We start from the raw sequence: 19,825 nt of genomic DNA, 5'->3' as shown, positions 1-19,825 counted from the left end.
TTTACAGATTTGAGACTTCGTATTCATAATTAAGGATTTATTTTTAATAATTCAAGATTTCTTTCCTTTAAAGTCTATGTATAACCTTATCGATCAGCCATTTCAAAGAGTTATAATGACTAAATTTCCTGAAAAAGGAGAATTAATGTACGATTACGCTGTTCATGGAGGAGAAATAGCTATTGTACTATGTTGGACTGCTATATTTATCTTTTTATCCTATACATTATTAAAAAAGCGAGATTTATAGTACATTTGGTAGCTATCCCTCGTTAAATGAATAAATATCTTTTTTATATATTTTTATTAAGTTCATTGTCTGTCTTATCCCAAGAAGAAGCATCGAATTGGTATTTTGGTGAAAATGCAGGGATTCAGTTTGCAAATGATGGTTCAATTAATATTTTAAATGACGGTCAATTAAATACCATTGAAGGTTGTTCTTCCATTTCGGATGATAATGGTGACTTATTGTTTTATACAGATGGCACCACCGTTTACAATAATCGGCATTTAGTAATGAGCAACGGATTTGGGCTTTTAGGAGATCCTTCGAGCTCACAATCGGCTATAGTTATTCCTAAGCCAAACGATTCAGATATTTATTATATTTTCACAGTTGGTTCTAACCAATCATTTACAGGATTAAAATATTCGGAAGTAGACATCACTCTTGACGGTGGTTTAGGTGGCATTACTCAAAAAAATATTAATTTATTATATCAATGTTCTGAAAAAGTTACAGCTGTATTAAAAGACTGTACTTCCCAGGCCATTTGGGTTATTTCATTATCCAATCCCAATGGAACTTCAACTTCTCAATTAAATACGTTTCATGCGTTTGAAGTAACTAATGCTGGTGTCAATACAACCTCTGTTACTTCAACTTTTAATAGTTTAGGTATTTTAGATTTAAGAGGCTATTTAAAATTATCTCCAGATGGAGAGAAATTAGCCTGTGCAAATGTAGAACGAGACGAATTATTTCTTTTCGATTTCAACAAAGACACTGGAATTGTCAGTAACAATTTAAGATTAAACATTAATAGTCCATACGACCAACCTTATGGTATCGAATTCTCACCTAATAGCCAGTTATTATATGTGTCTTCATCAAACGATAATTTCGGTTCTACGAGTCAAAATCCTTCAAGTCATTTTTCAGCCTTAACACAATTTGATTTAACAGCAACAAATATTGTTGCATCTCAAGTTCTTATTGATCAACAAAATTTATACAGAAGTGCCTTACAACTTGGACCGAACGGAAAAATATATCGTTCTATGGCTGCCACTTATACGCAAGGAAGTCCTTTCTTGAGTGTCATTAATAATCCAAATGAAATTGGTCAAGCTTGCAACTATCAAAATAATGCTATTAATTTAGGCATCCATAATTCCACACAAGGCTTACCTCCATTTATATCCTCTTTCTTTGTCGAAAAAATTGATATAATAAATAATGCGGTTACACCAATAGCTACTAATTATTTGCCTCTATGTCTTGGTGAAAATTACAGGTTGATGGCTGTTGAAGTTCCTGGTGCCATTTATTCATGGACCCGCAATGGTCTTCCGTTACCCAATGCCGATTACTTTTTAGATATTAACCAGAATGGTCATTATGAAGTATTAATCGATTTAAACAATGGAGGTTGTGACTTTTTAGAAGGGGAAGCTACAATAGAATATTTTCCTATTCCCATTGCAAATAGTACTCCAAAAATAGATATCTGTGACGATAATAATGATGGAGCTTGGGCTTTTGATTTAACCGTTCAAGATATAAGTATTTTAGGTGTTCAAGATGCAAATCATTATAGTGTGCATTATTTTGAATCTGAAAATGATGCAGATTTAAACCAAAATGAAATTTCTGGATTATACACCAATCAAGACAATCCTAAAGAAATATTTGCTAGAGTAGATCTAATTGGAAGTCCAAGTTGTTACGATAAAACATCCTTTTTAATAGAGGTTTTCAACACACCAACTGCAAATCCAGTAAGTATTCAAGAGTTTTGTGATAACAATGTTGATGGGAATTATTCAAACGGACAAATAGATATCTTTTTACATAATTACGATGCTACCGTTCTAGATAGTCAAGATGCTACTGCTTATACAATAACGTATCATCCAACTCAAACAGATGCTGAGAATAATACTGCTGCATTAAACGAACCTCACTACAATTCAACAAATCCTTTTACAGAAACCGTTTTTGTTAGAATTGAAAATAATTTGAATACAACTTGCTACGACACAACATCCTTCAATATTATTATAAATCCTGTTCCAATATCTTATAACACATCCCTTTTACAATGTGATGAAGATGGATTAAACGATGGTAGAACATTTTTTAATTTAAACCAAGCAAACCATGATTTAACTGGTGGAGCTCCAAATACATCAACTGTTTTTTACACCAGTTTTATGGATGCCTCAGACAGTAACAGTCCTGTAAATGCTGAAAACTTTAACAATACAGAAAATCCTCAAATTTTGCATGTTCAAGTTATAGACGATATCACTGGATGTTTTAGTATTGCCCAACTTTCGCTTGAAGTAAGCAACACCCAGCTTTTAGACTACCAAGCCCCTTATGCTTGTGATAATTTGGATTCTGAAGATGGTATAAACACGTTCAATTTGGCTGATTTTGAAAGTGACATGCAAACTTTAAATGGGATTACTTTACCTATTACTTTCTATGAAACTTATCAAGATGCCCTTTTAGAGCAGAACGAATTGGTATCTAATTATAACAACATAATTCCTTATAATCAAACACTCTTTGCCAGAGCAGAAAACAGCAATGCCTGTTATGGTATTAGCGAAGTCTATCTTTCTGTAAAGACCCTACCTTCTTTAGAAGAAGATGAAACTGTTTTATATTGTTTAAACACCTATCCGCAAACTATTCCGTTGGAAGCAGGTATTTTAAACGATTCTCCAGCAAATTACACTTATTTATGGTCTAATGGCGAAACTTCTGGAACCATTCAAATTAATGAAATTGGAACTTACATTGTTACGGTTACTAATAGCTTTGGTTGTTCTCAAACAAGACAAATCACGGTAGAGCCTTCCAATACAGCAGCATTTAATGATGTTATTGTTGTTGATGCTAATGAAAACAATACTATAACAGTCCTTGTTTCAGGTGAGGGAGAATATGAATATGCCTTATATAATCAAGATGGCTTATATATTTCATTCCAAGAAAGTAATACATTCTATAATGTGTATGGTGGCATTTATTCTGTAGCTGTAAGAGATATTAAAAATAATTGCGGCATTGTAACGCAGTATGTTTCTATCATTGGTTTCCCAAAATTCTTTACTCCAAATGGAGATGGTTACAATGACACATGGAATATAAAAGGAGTTTCAAATGTCTTTCAACCTAATACCATGATTCGTATTTTTGATAGATATGGACAACTTTTAAAGCAAATCAATCCGCTTGGCGAAGGTTGGGATGGAACCTTTAATGGAGATTTATTACCAACTGACGATTACTGGTTTTCGGCAACCCTTCAAGATGGAAGAGAATTTAAAAGTCACTTTACCTTAAAACGCTAATTTCATGAAATTGATAAAAAGTATTTTATTCATATTTTTCTTGGTTTCTCATTTACATATTGTCGCTCAACAACCTACAGATTGTATTGATGCTGTAATTGTTTGTGGAAATTCAGCAATAAACCTAAATGTTAATGGCATAGGCATTCAAGAATTATATGGATCAAACACTTGTCAAAGTTTGGAAAACAATAGTATTTGGCTTCAAGTTACCTTAATAACCGATGGTACTTTGGGCTTTACCTTAAAACCTGAAAGCCGTTCAATACAAGAAGATTACGATTTTTTTGTTTTTGGTCCCAACGTACCTTGTAATAATATTGGACAAGCCATAAGATGTTCTACAACCAATCCTGAAGCTTCAGGACAGGCTAATAATTTTACAGGAATGAATGAAACAGAAACAGATACAGCTGAAGGACCAAGCGAATTTGGCAATAGTTTTGTTCAATGGCTAGATGTTTCTGCAGGAGACACCTATTTTATTGTAATCGATAGGCCTATAGGAAATAGCCCATTTACTTTACAATGGTCTGGAACAGCTGAATTTTCTAGTCCCCCAATAAATGAAACCGGTTCTCCGGAAGCCTTGAACCTTGAAGCTTGTGATACTGTTGCTCCATTTGATGATGGTAAAAGCCAATTTAATTTAGAATTGAACACCAGTTCTATTATTGGTTCTCAAATAGATGTGGCAGTTACCTATCATTCAAATGAGAGTGATGCTAATTTAAATATTAATCTTTTAAATAGTCCATACACTAGTACAAGCATTTCTCAAACAATTTATTCTAGATTAACAAATACCATTACTGGATGCTTTGAAGTTATACCTTTTGAGCTATCGGTTACTAGTCCCGATTTTGCCCAACCATCAGATTTTATAGTTTGCGATAACTATGAAGATGGTGATGCCACAAATGGACAGGTAATTTTTGATCTTCTATCTAAAAATAGTGAAGTTTTAAACGGACAAAATCCAGCAGATTTTAATATTAGCTACCATAAACTTCAAACTGAAGCTGAAACAGATGCCAATCCTCTAGCCTACTTATATCCTAATTCAACACCTAACATGCAACAAATTTATGTTCGGATTGAAGACGCTAATAATACAAATTGCGCTAGCATCACTACTTTGAACTTGGAAGTATTGGTTGTTCCAAATTCCTATAACACGACATTATTACAATGCGATGTAGATGGCTTAAACGATGGTAGAACCTATTTTAATTTAAATGAAGCCAATTCTGAATTAACAGGAGATGTTGGTAATCTTTCAACCGCTTTTTATCTCAGTTTTTCAGATGCCGAAATTAGCAACAGTCCATTAAATGCAGGAAATTATAATAACACATTTAACCCGCAAATAGTTTTTGCACAAGTAATCGATAACGCTACGGGTTGCTTTAGCATTGCTCAACTTTCTTTACAAGTTAGCATCACGCAACTTCTGGACTATCAGTCACCTCTTGTTTGTGATGAAATGGATTCTGAAGATGGGATAAACACCTTCAACCTCAACGATTTTGTTGTAGCCATGCAAACCGAAAACAATATTACATTTCCAATTACTTTTTATGAAAATTATCAGGATGCCCTTTTAGAACAAAACGAATTGTCATCGCCATATAACAATACCATTCCATACAATCAAACACTTTATGCTAGAGCCGAAAATGATAATGCTTGTTATGGGATTAGTAAAGTTTACTTAACAATAAATCAGTTACCCGAACTTGAAGAAGATGAAACTGTTTTATATTGTTTAAACACCTATCCCCAAACGATTCCATTGGAAGCTGGTATTTTAAACGATTCTACAGTAAATTACACCTACTTATGGTCTAATGGAGAAACTTCAGAAACCATTCAAATTAATGAAACTGGAGTTTATACTGTTACTGCTACTAATAGTTTTGGCTGTTCTAAATCGAGAAACATCACCGTTGATCCATCAGACATTGCAACTTTTAATGACATTATAGTAGCTGATGCTTCTGAAAACAATACCATAACAGTTCTTGTTTCTGGTGAAGGAACATACGAATATGCCCTTTATAATCAAGATGGCTTGTATGCCAGTTACCAAACCAGTAACACATTCTATAATATTTATGGTGGCATTTATTCTGTAGCAGTTAGAGATATTAAAAATAACTGTGGGATTGTAACACAGAATGTTTCAGTTATTGGTTTCCCAAAAATCTTCACTCCCAATGGAGATGGTTATAATGATACTTGGAATATAGAAGGAGTTTCTAACGTCTTTCAAGCAAATACCATGATCCGTATTTTCGATAGGTATGGGAAATTGGTAAAACAAATTAATCCATTAGGCGAAGGTTGGGATGGAACCTTTAATGGTGCTATTTTACCTGCAGACGATTACTGGTTTTCAGTAATCCTACAAGACGGAAGAGAATACCAGAGTCATTTTAGCTTAAAACGATAAACTTAAAAGTTGTACATTTATTTCAACAATAATTTCCGAATGTATAAACTCTTTAAATACGTTTTATTTATTTCACTTCTAACTGGCAATCTAACCTATGGGCAAGAGATAACCTTATTTCAACAATTTAATGGGCGTTACGATTATTTGGCTTTTGGGAACACCTTAAATCCAGCTGAAAACAACATAGAAAGAGCTTTTTGTAATATTTTACCCGAATCTCAAGCCGATTTACTTTTACCTACGAATACTACCATTGTTGCCGCTTATTTATATTGGGCTGGCTCTGGAGAGGGAGACCTAAACGTAAACTTAAACAATACACCTATTGTAGCAGATAATACTTACTTGGTAGAATTTAACGACCAAACCTATGGTAATCTCACCTACTTTTCTTGTTATGCAGACATTACAGATCTTATAACATCTACAGGGAATGCCAGTTATACCTTAACAAATTTAGATATTTCAGAAACCTTAGCTAGCAATCTTGGCTATTGTGGTAATAGAACCAATTTTGCAGGTTGGGCTGTTTATGTTGTCTTTGAAGATAGCCAGCTACCATTAAATCAGGTAAATTTATTTCAAGGCTTAGAAATTATAAATAGAAATGTTCAAGAAAAAACCATTTTACTAGACAACGTCAATGTTTTAGATAATGACGGAGCAAAAATTGGATTTCTTGCCTGGGAAGGAGATTCTAATTTAGATTATGGCGAATCCATACTCATCAACAATAATATTATTTCAAGTCCGCCTTTAAATCCTGCCAATAATGCTTTTAATGGAACAAACACTTTTACAAATAGTAGCACCTTTTACAATGGGGATGTGGATGTTTATAACATTCAAAATAATATTGCTATTGGAGATACTTCGGTAGAAATAAAATTAACAACAGGCGATTATGATATTTTTGGAAACTTTCAAGCAGATTTAATTATAATCAACAACATTATAACCGTTTTAAACAGTCAGCTTCCTGATGCTACCATTCAAATTAACAATATCAATTTGGAATGTGGAAATAGACAAGTTACTATAGATTATACCGTTTTCAATATAAATAGCACAGATGTGTTACCCGCCAATACACCAATAGCCATTTATGCGAACAATGATCTTATTGCAACCACTTATACTACAACCCAGCTAAATATTGGGGCTTCAGAAAATGGCCAGATTACAGTTAGTATTCCTGATAGTCTACCTGCTGACCTTATAATCACCATGGTTGTAGACGATACAGGAAATGGTTCCGGAATTATTACCGAATTAAATGAATTAAATAATGAAGCATCTCAGGAAATCCAACTTTTAGAAATTCCTGTCAACCCACTTCAACCTTTATTAAATTGTGATGAAGGTTTTAACTCAGCTTATTTCGATTTATACTTATCATTAGATCAAATAGAAACAAACGGCATGGCAACTTCATTTTATAAAACTCTTGAAGATTTGCAATCAGATACCAATGAAATTCTAAATCCAAGCTATTACCAGAATACAACTTCCCCGCAAACCATCTATTTAAAAATGGAAAACACGCCATGCTACGATATCTATTATTTCGATTTAACAGTAGAAAATTGTCCTCCAATTATACCACAGGTTTTCACACCAAATAACGATGGTTATAACGACTGGTTTAACATTCAAGGACTTTATAATATTTTCGAAAACCATAAATTATTAATCTATAACAGATATGGCACCTTAATCTTTGAAGGAGACAACAATAATCCATGGTTAGGAAACTCTAATAAAGGCCTCAATAATACAGGTAAAAATCTACCTACAGGAACCTATTATTATATTTTAAATCTGAATGATTCTCAATATAAAACTCTAACAGGTTGGGTATATCTAAATAGGTAGTTTAAATTAAAATGTTGCGTTTGGTCGATAATTTTTGCGTTTAGTCTATTTTTTAGTTACTTTGCTCCAAAATTAACACAAAACTGAATTATCCTTGAAAATAAAAAACAATCGTTCGTTTTTATTGCCTAAAATTTACAGCTATTTATTGATAACTTTATGCGTTGTTTTTACTCAAGTTTCCTTCTCTCAACAAATTTCAATTAACGATAATGTCTCTTTAACCGAGCTTATTGAAACAAACCTAATTCAAGGCTGTGTTGAGGTTTCAAACATTCAATCGAACATTAATGGCTCTGTAAATCAAATAGCTAGTTATGGTTATTTTGAAAAAGCTAGTTCCAATTTCCCCTTCGAAAACGGTATCATGCTTTCTACGGGAGCCGCAGTTTCAGCTGGAAATACGGTAAATTCGAATCCTTTAAATGAAGGTGAAACCTCTTGGGGAACAGATTCCGATTTAGAAATTGCGTTAGGAATTACAAACACTTTAAACGCGACTTCCATAGAATTCGATTTTATTTCAGTTTCTAATCAAGTGCAATTTAATTATATTTTAGCTTCCGAAGAATACTATGCTTACTATCCATGTGAATATTCAGATGGATTTGCATTCTTAATAAAACCTACAGGTTCAGCAGCTCCTTACACCAATGTTTCATTAATTCCTGGAACTAATATTCCAGTAAACACGAATACAGTTCACGAAGAAGTTGTTGGTTACTGTCCTGCAGAAAACGAACAATATTTTGATGGTCATAATTTAGGAGACACCAATTTTAATGGAAGAACGACCGTACTATCTGCCATTGCAACCATTCAACCTAATGTACAATATCATATAAAACTAGTAATTGCTGATCAAACGGATGAAAATTTTGATTCTGCCGTTTTTATTGAAGGAAATAGCTTTAATGCCACTGTAGATTTAGGTCCTGACATTACAACTTGTGCAGACAATGCTGTTTTAGATGCAGACACACAAAATCCTTTAGCAACTTACGAGTGGTTTTTAGATGGACAACCTCTTTCTGGGGAAAATTCAGAAACATTGACAGCGGAAACTTCTGGAACTTATACCATAGTTATTTCGATTCCCATTAGTAACACCACTTGTGTCATAGAAGATACTATAGAAGTTATTCTAAACTCTGAACAGCCTGCTGGACCAATTTCCGATTATGAACTTTGCGACGATGCCAGTAACGATGGCATTGAAACCTTCAATCTAAACACCAAGGATTCCGAAATTTTAGCCTCTATTCCAGCTTCCAGTTACAATATTAGTTATCATTACTCTTCAAATGACGCTCAAAATAACTTAGGCGCCATTACCACAGCCATTCAAAACACAACTAGCCCACAGATAATTTATGTAAGAATAGAAGACTCCGTTAATGGCTGTATGGCTTATGCTAGCTTTAATTTAGTGGTAAACCCACTGCCAACCATTACAGATCCTCAACCTATGGAAGTCTGTGATGATTCTACTTCTGATGGTTTTACTCAAATAGACTTAACCCAAGCTAATAATGAAATTACAAACAACGACCCCAATTTAATTGTTTCTTACCATTATTCACCTGAGGAAGCAGCAACTGGAGCAAATCCTATTGCTTCTCCTTATGTAAACACAAATCAAACAGAACAACTTTTTGTTAGGGTTATAAATGCAAGTACGGGATGCGAAACAACAACTTCCATTGTTATTACGGTTTTGGATAGTCCTGTTATTAATACAGACCCACAAACCATCAATGCCTGCGAGCAAGATGGAGATGGATATGAAATTTTCGATTTATCGTCCATTATAGATAACGTGCTACAAGGTTTAACCGGTGTTACAACCACATTTCATATTACGTATGAAGATGCTCAAACTGGCGACAACCCGATTCCAGACATTCAAAACTTCCAAAACACGACTCCTAATATTCAAACTATATTTATAAGAGTTATAGATTCTGTAACAGGATGCCCATCTATTTCTACCATTATTTTATACGCTAATATCTTGATAGATGGAACCAATATTCGAGATTTTAGTGTTTGTGATGATGCTTCAAACGATGGTATTGCTACCTTCGATTTAGAAGATATAGCAACTAGTATTATTAATGGTCTTGAAAATGTAACGGTTACTTTTTATGAAACTGAAAACGAACAAACCAATGGGAATAATCCAATAGATCAAACTATTCCTTATGAAGTTATTGCAACGCCTCATCAATTATTTATAACTATTGAAGATACAGATTGTGATTATACTACAGGAGTTTATTTAATTATTGATCCCGCAACTGTTATTCTACCTTTGGATACTGTTGATTATTGCGATACAGATGACGATGGTTTTACAGCTATTGAGCTAGCAACCTTCGATAGTTATGTTAGTACTGGAATAGCTAATGCAGAAGTAAGATATTTTTTAACTGAAGAAGATGCTCAAAACTTGGAAAACTTCTTACCTCCATTTTTTACAAATACAAGCAATCCTCAAAAGGTTTATGTTCGTGTCACTAATTCTACTAGTAATTGTCATGATATCTCGCCTCTTTATATAAATATCGTTCAAGCTCCAACAGTTAATCAACCAATAAATCTTGTTATTTGCGATGATGACCAGGATGCATTTTCAATTGTGAATTTAGATGATAAAATTTCAGAAATTGTTTCGAACACATCTAACTTAAACATCTCCTTTCACACCTCTGAAGACGATGCCAACCTTAAAGAGAATGAAATTACTAACACAACGGCTTATAATGCCAATACCCAAACGGTTTATGTTAGAATAGAGAGTGAACTTACAAGCTGTTATACTTTAGTTCATTTTGAAATAATTGTAAATACAGAGCCAACATTCATCGACATTAGCAATTTCAGAAATTGTGAAACAGATGGAAATCAAACTGCAGAATTCTTTTTTGTAGATAAAGATGCTGAAATATTAAACGGTCAACCTGGGAAACAGGTGTTGTATTTTGAGAATGCAACCGACGCCTTAAATAGAACCAATATTATAGATAAATCTGTAGCTTATGTAAACCAAACGAATCCAGAAATTATTCATGTTCGTGTGGAAAACAATAGCGATCAAAGTTGTTTTGGTCTGTCTTCATTTATTATTGAAGTAGGTTCAGTGCCTCTTTTCGATGCACCCTTAAATACCTTTTTATGTGATGACAGCTCCAACGACACTCAAGAATCTTTCGATTTAAATGCGATTATTACTGAAATGTCACAAAACAGTCCAGAAAACTTAATAATTACTTTCTATGAGAGTTTTTTAGATGCTGAAAATAAAGAAAACGAATTGCCTTTAAATTATACCAATCAAACCAATCCACAACAAATATACGCTCGTGTAGAAAATGGCACCTATTGCCACGCTATCGCGGAATTTGGTTTAAATGTGATTCAAGTACCTTTAGTAAACTCCGCTTCTGCATTAACACAATGCGATACCAACCAAGATGGTTCTGCTAGTTTTGATTTAACGGTGACAGAACCTGAAGTTTTAGATATTAGACAAGATGATATTCTAGTAACCTTTCATGAAACTATCGAAGATGTAGAAGATAACAATGTGACTATTCTTAATCCAAGTGCTTATACCAACACCTCAAATCCACAAACGGTTTATATTCGCGTAACCAATACAGTTTCGAATTGTTATGTCACTATTCCTTTGGATTTAATCGTCAACCTACCTCCTGCTATTCTTACAAACACTATTGACACTTGTGAAAACGATTCAAATTTCTATAATTTATTAGACGCAATTGAAGATTTAATTGGAACCCAAACGCCAATAGATTTAACCTTTTATGCTAATTTAACTGATGCACAAAGCACTCAAAATCCTTTAGACACAAATTATACTTATATAACAAACAACGACACTATTTTTTTAAAAGCTGTAAATACAGATACTGGTTGTACTACCATTACATCTTTTAACTTGTTGATAAATCCTACTCCATTTGCAAATCAGCCTCAAAACATGGTTGCCTGCGATGACGATTATGACAGCATGCTTATATTCGATTTATCGCAACAAACATCTTCCATTCTAGGAGCACAAAACCCAAGTCAATACACCGTTAGTTATTTTGAATTAGCTGAAGAAGCTACAGACAACACCAATGCCATTCTAGATTTAGATTACAATGCATTCGACCAGCAAACTATTTATGTAAGAGTTGATAATAATACTACTGGCTGTTTTAGCACAACCTCTTTTATGACTATTATAAATAGAAAACCTGTAGTGGATATTCCAGATCAAACAGTTTGTTTGGATAATTTACCTTTAGTCGTTTCCGCTGATACTGGATTTGCAGACGACACCTATTTATGGTCTACAAATGCATCGACACCAGAAATTGAAATCACACAAATTGGAACCTATACGGTTACTGTAACCACTGCTAATGGTTGTCAAACCTCTTCAACATTTACCGTAATAGAATCTGAACAAGCCACCATTGAATTTACAGAAACGGTCGATTTTTCTAATCCGAATAACATTACTGTAACTATCAGTGGAATTGGAAATTACTTATATACCCTAGATCACGGAGTACCACAAGAATCTAACGTATTTTACAATGTAACCTTAGGATTACATACCATAGAAATAATCGATTTAAACGGTTGCGCCAATGCTACCAAAGAGATAGTAATTATTGATGCCCCATTGTTTTTTACTCCAAATAACGATGGTTATAACGACACATGGCATATTACAGGAGTAGATCAATTAGAAGGAACTATTGTACATATTTTTGACAGATATGGCAAACTCCTTATTACCTTAACCCATAGTTCTCCGGGTTGGGACGGAATTTATAGAGGAGAGAATATGCCATCTAATGATTATTGGTTTATAGCTCAAGTTAAAAAAGGCCCCATTTCTTTTGAAGTGAAACGACATTTTGCATTAAAACGATGATAGAGGAAGCAGATGTTTTTCTTTTCTCATGCCATTAAGTTTTCTTTTAATTAACCAGAGTCTGCGATTTCGTTTTTAAAAACTCATTTTCATGAATGATGTAAATATTTGGAGATGGCTTTTTAGAATATTCATTTTCTGTAAAACCGCCAATAAGGTAAAAAGCACCATTAAAATAATGCATTCTGGCATGCTCTACATGTAAATTAATCTCATAGGTCACAAACGTTTTCTTAGGTGGATTATATACGTACATTAAACCTGCATCATAAATGTATATCTTTTCATTGTGAACAGTCAAGGCCGGCTGAGACATACTTGAAGGCAGATCTATTTCCTCCTGCCAAACTTCAGAGTTTAAATCTAAAACGTCAATCGTAGACAAAGGCTTACCATCAAAACCACCTACTACATATATTTTATCCTTAATTAAAACGCTATTCGTTTCTTTTGGATTTATCATACTCGGTAGTTCATACCAAAGTCCAGATTTAAAATTGTAAAAATGGACTTTATCTGAATAGATAATTTTTCCATTTTTATTTTCTTTAAAAGATCCACCCATCGTCACCAAATAATCTTTAAAAACCACAGAGGTCACATTTTTTGCTTGATGTGGGTTTGTGTAATCGACTGTAACGTTAAGCGAATCAAGATTAAGAATTTCTATTTTTTCATTTAGATAAACATAAATACCATTTTTGGAAACTCTTTCTCCTCCAAAAGCATAAAGATTGTTATTATAATAGGCGACATTATGATAGGCACGATTATCGAACGTAACTTCATTTTTAACCCAAATATTTTCATTTAAATCATATATCTGTAACTCATTACTGTACCCAAATTTAGAAATCTCATTATATCTCCTCATCAATACAAAATAGTTTTCAATACTTTCAATCATGCCATTAGAATGGAGAATGACCTTTTTCCCAACATCGGTAAAGGTTGAAGCATCTCCTCCAATTATGTAAATTTTATTATTAACTATGTAGGAACCAAATGCAAAAACATTATTTTTCAGTCTGGTAAGTTTGGAGTAATCCAATTTATCTTTTAAACGATTTTTTCCTTTTAATGCAACTTCCTGAAGTTCTTCTATGTTTTCGGAAAGTGAAATTACATTCTTATTAGCCAGAAGCTTTTGAAACGTTATTTCCAAAGTAATATAACCTATATAAGAAAAACGAATGGTATCAGTCTGCAACAATTTTGATTGATCCCTTATTTCAAAAATGCCAAGACTATCAGTCGTTGTTCCCTTGCCATCCTTTAGAATAAAAACATTAACTAGTTCCAATGGATTTCCTTTGACATCAATAACCTTACCCTTTAAATTTTGGCTAAAAATTTGGGGACATATAAAGAAAAGGAATAAAAAGGGCAACAAGTTTTTCATAACATGAACTAAGTTAATGCTTTTGTAGATTAAGACAAAACTGCTATAGGTTGTTATTCAAATAAAAAAAATTCCTTTTTAATTAAGAAGTCTTTTTGTTAAATCTTTGATAATGAACCCTAAAAGTCTTTAATAACTTTATTCCTTTAAAAAACCTTTATTACTTATCTTTGCAATCCAATTATTCTTAATGAAGTCGTTTTTATTAATCTCATTTTTATTAGTTTCCAGTATCCTGTGCTCACAAAATGTGACTACAGATAGTAGAACCTATACCCCTCAACAACTCATTGAAGACATTTTAATTGACAGTAATTGTATTTCAAATGTCATTGTCACTAATTATGTTGGTGGAAATTTTAATGGTGCCGATCAAAGTTATGGTTATTTTGAAGCCAATGGATCAACATTTCCTTTTCAGAATGGTGTGGTTTTAAGTACAGGAAGACTAGTACATGTTCAAGGTCCAAATACTACTTTAAGTGATGATGATGCTCCAGATTGGCGTGGAGATGCCGATTTAGAATATGTTTTAAATGAATCGAATACTACCAATGCCACCATATTAGAATTTAATTTTGAAGCTGTTGCAGACCAAATTAGCTTTAGATATCTTTTTGCTTCCGAAGAATACCAAGAAGGAGACAGTAGTACCTGTCGCTATTCAGATTTATTCGGGTTTCTAATTAGAAAAGATGACGAAACTAGATACGAAAACATTGCAGTAATTCCTGGAACTCGAACTCCTGTTAAGGTAACAACGGTACACTCAGGAATTCCTGGATCTTGCGACCCAATTAATGAAGCTTATTTTGGAAGTTGGAATGGTGCTACGGCTCCAATAAATTTCAACGGGCAAACAGCTGTTTTAACTGCCATTGCAGATGTCATCCCTAATGAAACCTACCATGTCAAATTAGTTATTGCGGACGAGCAAAACTACAGATACGATTCTGCAGTTTTCCTTGAAGCTGGAAGTTTTCAGTTAAGTACTAATTTAGGTCCAGATTTATTATTAGGAAACAATACAGCCTTATGTCCAAACGAAACCATTTGGCTAGATGCCAGTCAACCAGGAACAAACTCTTACAAATGGTTTAAAGATGGGAGTGAGTTATTAGGAGAAGTCAATTCAACTTATTTAGCTGTTGATGCTGGAACTTATGCTGTTGAAGTGATTATTGACGGAACTTGTTTTTCTTATGGACAAGTAGAGATAGAAGTTGGAATAAACCCAACGGTATTTGACACAACGCTTATTAGTTGCGATTATAATTTAGACGGCATTACTATTTATAATTTGTTTGATGCTGAAAGAGATATCACAAATAGTAATAACAACTTGACATTAGAAAATTTCTATTTGTCGCCAGCCCAAGCAACATCTGGAACAAGTCCAATTCCGGATCCTACTAGTTTTGAAAACACGTCTTTAAATCAGATGGTTTACGCAAGAGTTTCTAATGCCAATGGCTGTATTTCTATTGCAGAAGTAACTTTATCTTTTGCTAATAATTCTGTTGTACTCCCTGCCTATCCTACTTGCGATAACGATGGAACAAACGATGGTGTAACCACTATTAATTTAAATGATTTGGAAACTTTCATTCTTAACCAAAATGATGTACCCAACACAGCAACGACTACATTTTATGGTTCCCAAACAGATTTAGAAAACCAAACAAACCCGCTTTCTGGAACCTATGAAAATACTGGAAGTCCCTATTCTGATACGCTTTATGTACAAATTACAGATAATGGCGTTTGCTATGCTTACACAAATATCAATTTAATAATAAATCCTTCTCCAGAGTTAGCTCCAGACGAAGAGACCTATTATTGTTTAAACCTGTTTCCACAAACTATTACTTTAGAATCCGGAATTCTATCTGGAAACCCTTCTAATTTTAACTACCAATGGGAATTAGATGGCACGGATTTAATGCAAAATTCCGCACAAATATTAGTAAATGAAACTGGGGTTTATACAATTACAGTTACTAATAACAATGGTTGTTCTGCCTCAAGAAACATAACAGTTGCTCCTTCAAATATGGCAACTATTGTTGATATTTCAGTTATTGAAGCTTCAAACAATAATTCTATTACAGTTACTGTTTCAGGAGAAGGAGATTATGAATACGCTTTGGATACGGGTTATTTTCAAGATAGCAATATTTTTACCAATGTGTCACCTGGATACCATACCATTTATGTAAAAGACAAAAATGGTTGTGGCATAATGCCTCAAGATGTTTCAGTGTTAGGTTTTCCAAAATTTTTCACTCCAAACGGAGATGGTTATAACGACTATTGGAAACCCATAGGTTTAAATAATTTGGATACTTCAGTAGGCGTTAAAATTTTTGATCGATACGGAAAACTCATAAAAGAATTAAATGCTTTCGGAACTGGTTGGGATGGTACTTTTAATGGAAACCTACTTCCAAGCGCCGATTATTGGTTTGTAACAACCATGAGTAATGGAAATGACTTCCGAGGCCATTTTTCTTTAAAAAGATAATTTTCGTAACAATCGCTTAACATGACTTGTTTTTTTAATTTACTATTTTTGCCTGCCAATTATTTTCAATGAAACAACTGATACTTTTACCAACGTTTTTTTTTGCCATTTTATGTTACAGCAATACTTATACAATAAAGAGTAAAGACCTTATTTCTGATAATGCATTTACCATCCCTTGCCCTGCACCTGTAATCTCCTCTTTTTCACCCGCTCAAGGACCAGAAAATACTTTAGTAACCATAACAGGATCCAATTTCGGTAATGCTCTATCCGTATTTTTTGACGGTATTTCTACTAGTTTCACGATAGTGAACGATAATCAGATAACGGCTTTCGCACAATCTTCCTCAAACATCAATGCTATTATTTCTATTACAAGCTCAGGCGGTTGCACTGGAAATTCGGCAAGTAATTTCACCTTTTTAACACCAAATTGTTCAACGGGAGATATTTTTATATCAGAAGTATACGACTCACAACTAGGCGACTATGGAATTATTGAAATCTACAATCCAACAAATACATCTATCGTTCTAGATGGCATTTATGAAGTTCAAAGATTTGGAGACATTGGAGATTCAACACCTACCATATCAATTCCATTAGTTGGATCTATAGCACCTTTAAACACCTATATTATACAAACGGGAAGTAACGGTTACACATGTAGCGGTCTCTCTCCAGACATTACAATAGGTTCTGGTTTTAATGATAATGATGAATTAAAACTCGTGAAAAATAATGTGGTCATCGATGTGATTCAAGCACCAGGTGATCGAGGTTATACCATAATAAGAGATGCTGATGTTAATGAACCACAAGCAACTTTTGATCCTAATAATTTCTTAATAGACAGCGATGAATACTGTTCAAATTTAGGTTCTCACACGGCAGACCCCATCTCTAGTTCTGTTCCAATTATCACACAACCTAGTTCGCAAACCATTTGCGAGAACGGGAATGCATCATTTACTGTATCCATAGCAACTGGAACCTATACATACCAATGGAAAATACTTAACAGCTCTAATGTTTGGGTGAATGTGGCAAACAACTCAGTTTATTCTGGAGCCACCACGAATACTTTGATTCTCAACAATGTACCAATTGGCTTTGATAATAATCAGTATTATTGCGAAATAACATCAGCCACTTGCAACCTATTAAGCGATGCTACTTTTTTATTTATTAACGTTCCTGAAGTGGATACTTTAGCTGATTATTCAGGATGCTCAAGCTATACTTTACCAGCTTTAATTAACGGGAATTATTTTACAGGAACTAATGGATCTGGAACAGCTTTAGCATCTGGAGCTGTAATTTCAACATCTCAAATTATTTATATATACAACCAAACAGGAACGGCTCCTAATATTTGTTTTAACGAAACAAGTTTTTCTGTAACCATTACAAATGCTCCTCCTGTTGATACTTTAACTGATTATTCAGGATGTTCAAGCTATACTTTACCAGCTTTAATTAACGGGAATTATTTTACAGGAACTAATGGATCTGGAACAGCTTTAGCATCTGGAGCTGTAATTTCAACATCTCAAATTATTTATATATACAACCAAACAGGAACGGCTCCGAATATTTGTTTTAACGAAACAAGTTTTTCTGTAACGATTACAAATGCTCCTCCTGTTGACACTTTAGCTGATTATTCAGGATGTTCAAGCTATACTTTACCGGCTTTACTTAATGGGAATTATTTTACAGGAACTAATGGATCTGGAACAGCTTTAACATCTGGAGCTGTAATTTCAACATCTCAAATTATTTATATATACAACCAAACAGGAACTGCTCCGAATATTTGTTTTAACGAATCGAGCTTTTCTGTAACCATTACAAATGCTCCTCCTGTTGACACTTTAGCTAATTATTCAGGATGCTCAAGCTATACTTTACCAGCTTTACTTAATGGGAATTATTTTACAGGAACTAATGGATCTGGAACCGCTTTAGCATCTGGAGCTGTAATTTCAACATCTCAAACCATTTATATTTACAATGCAACTGGAACAGCTCCTAATATTTGTTTTAACGAATCGAGCTTTTCTGTAACGATTACAAATGCTCCTCCTGTTGACACTTTAGCTGATTATTCAGGATGTTCAAGCTATACTTTACCAGCTTTAATTAACGGGAATTATTTTACAGGAACTAATGGATCGGGAACCGCTTTAGCATCTGGGGCTGTAATTTCAACATCTCAAATTATTTATATTTACAATGCAACAGGAACAGCTCCTAATATTTGTTTCAACGAAACGAGTTTTTCTGTAACCATTACAAATGCTCCTCCTGTTGATACGCTTCCCGATGTAGCTTTATGTCTAGAATTTGAATTACCCAACTTAACAAATGGTAATTATTATACAGGTCCTAATGGAACAGGAACACAATTAAGCGCTGGAGATCTTATTACAATCACGCAAACTATTTATATTTATAATAAAATGGGTACCACACCCAACATCTGCTTTAATGAAAGTAGTTTTTTAGTAACTATTTATCCTGCCACAGACTTCACTCTTGATGCTACAAATATTGTTATTAATGATGATACAATAACTGTTGTAATGACAGATACAACTATAAACTATGAATATGCCATAGACTCTTACAGTTTCCAAACAAGCCCAATTTTCTATAATCTTTTGGGCGGAAGCCACACGCTATATGTTCAAGATGAAAATGGCTGTATTATAAAATCTATGCAATTTGAGATTGAAAGTGTTGATAACATCCATATTCCTCCATTTTTCACACCAAACGGTGATGGATATAACGACATATGGCAAATAACAGATACTCAAAATACAATTGCAGAAATTTTCATTTTTAATAGGTATGGGAAATTATTAAAACAAGTATCTCCTCTAAACAGAAGCTGGAATGGCATCTATAATGGAAACCTTTTGGAAACTAACGACTATTGGTATCTTATTAACTTAAATTCTGGGGAAACACTCAAAGGTCATTTCACATTAAAACGCTAGTTCATAT

General features: G+C 33.7%; 8 protein-coding genes. 7 read left to right on the top strand and 1 reads right to left on the bottom strand.

The genetic code is table 11. The features are described 5' to 3' along the window. Window positions 1-76: 76 nt before the first annotated feature. The 5 genes from IEV77_RS15260 to IEV77_RS15240 all read left to right on the top strand — a co-directional run bounded on the left by IEV77_RS15260 (window position 77) and on the right by IEV77_RS15240 (window position 12,881). Entirely contained in the window at window positions 77-250 is a 174-nt protein-coding gene (locus IEV77_RS15260) for a hypothetical protein (protein WP_229736692.1), read from the top strand. A 26-nt stretch (window positions 251-276) separates the two neighbouring features. After that, on the top strand, window positions 277-3,591 hold the full coding sequence (locus IEV77_RS15255) for a T9SS type B sorting domain-containing protein (protein ID WP_188466387.1): 3,315 nt from the start codon (window positions 277-279) through the stop codon (window positions 3,589-3,591). A gap of 4 nt (window positions 3,592-3,595) precedes the next feature. Continuing rightward, window positions 3,596-6,046 (top strand): T9SS type B sorting domain-containing protein, encoded by a 2,451-nt coding sequence (locus tag IEV77_RS15250; protein ID WP_188466385.1) that lies wholly within the window; start codon window positions 3,596-3,598, stop codon window positions 6,044-6,046. Between the two features lie 39 nt (window positions 6,047-6,085). Continuing rightward, window positions 6,086-7,924 carry a T9SS type B sorting domain-containing protein gene (locus IEV77_RS15245; RefSeq protein ID WP_188466383.1) on the top strand — a complete coding sequence of 613 codons (1,839 nt, stop codon included), beginning with the start codon at window positions 6,086-6,088 and terminating at the stop codon, window positions 7,922-7,924. 94 nt (window positions 7,925-8,018) lie between these two features. After that, window positions 8,019-12,881: a T9SS type B sorting domain-containing protein gene (locus IEV77_RS15240; RefSeq protein WP_229736691.1), complete on the top strand. Its 4,863-nt coding sequence runs from the start codon at window positions 8,019-8,021 to the stop codon at window positions 12,879-12,881. Between the two features lie 46 nt (window positions 12,882-12,927). Here the strand turns inward: IEV77_RS15240 and IEV77_RS15235 are convergent, their stop codons facing one another. After that, window positions 12,928-14,283, bottom strand: a complete 1,356-nt coding sequence (locus IEV77_RS15235) for a Kelch repeat-containing protein (RefSeq protein ID WP_262891665.1) — start codon at window positions 14,281-14,283, stop codon at window positions 12,928-12,930. A gap of 250 nt (window positions 14,284-14,533) precedes the next feature. Here IEV77_RS15235 and IEV77_RS15230 point away from each other — a divergent pair, with 250 nt between their 5' ends. Both IEV77_RS15230 and IEV77_RS15225 read left to right on the top strand, forming a co-directional pair. Then, a complete protein-coding gene (locus tag IEV77_RS15230; protein ID WP_229736690.1) occupies window positions 14,534-16,807 on the top strand; it encodes a T9SS type B sorting domain-containing protein in 2,274 nt (757 codons plus the stop codon). 68 nt (window positions 16,808-16,875) lie between these two features. Then, window positions 16,876-19,818 (top strand): T9SS type B sorting domain-containing protein, encoded by a 2,943-nt coding sequence (locus IEV77_RS15225; RefSeq protein ID WP_188466376.1) that lies wholly within the window; start codon window positions 16,876-16,878, stop codon window positions 19,816-19,818. Window positions 19,819-19,825: the final 7 nt, after the last annotated feature.

Source organism: Xanthomarina arctica (assembly GCF_014638915.1).
Classification (GTDB): Bacteria; Bacteroidota; Bacteroidia; order Flavobacteriales; family Flavobacteriaceae; genus Xanthomarina; species Xanthomarina arctica.
This window is presented reverse-complemented; position numbering and strand designations above follow the sequence as displayed.